Genomic DNA, 306 nt, shown 5'->3' with positions numbered 1-306 from the left:
TGAAACTTTAGACAAACGAGAAAAGGAAAAACAAGCCCATAAAGCGATCAAAAAAGGAGATCTTGAAACAGCCCGTGCTCTTTTGTCTGAAGCCCCTTCTAAAGATAATACACATGATGATGATGTCTCTCGTTTTATTGTCAATGATGTGACGGTTGCAAAGCTTGGGGAACTCTTAAAAGAAAACCCCCGTGGTCTCTTAATGGTTCGTGATGAGTTATCTGGTTTTTTAACCAATCTAGAAAGAAAGGAATATCAAACAGACCGTGCTTTTTATCTCACAGCTTTTAATGGAGATGATCAATT

Annotated in this window: 1 protein-coding gene; it reads left to right on the top strand. The window is 37.9% G+C overall.

The genetic code is table 11. The annotated features are described in order from the left end of the window. Positions 1 to 306: DUF3987 domain-containing protein (locus ACFIK7_RS00010; protein WP_375662702.1), on the top strand; the 306-nt coding region annotated here is incomplete at both ends.

This window comes from Bartonella sp. CL266QHHD, from assembly GCF_042195355.1.
Classification (GTDB): domain Bacteria; phylum Pseudomonadota; class Alphaproteobacteria; order Rhizobiales; family Rhizobiaceae; genus Bartonella.
This window is presented reverse-complemented; position numbering and strand designations above follow the sequence as displayed.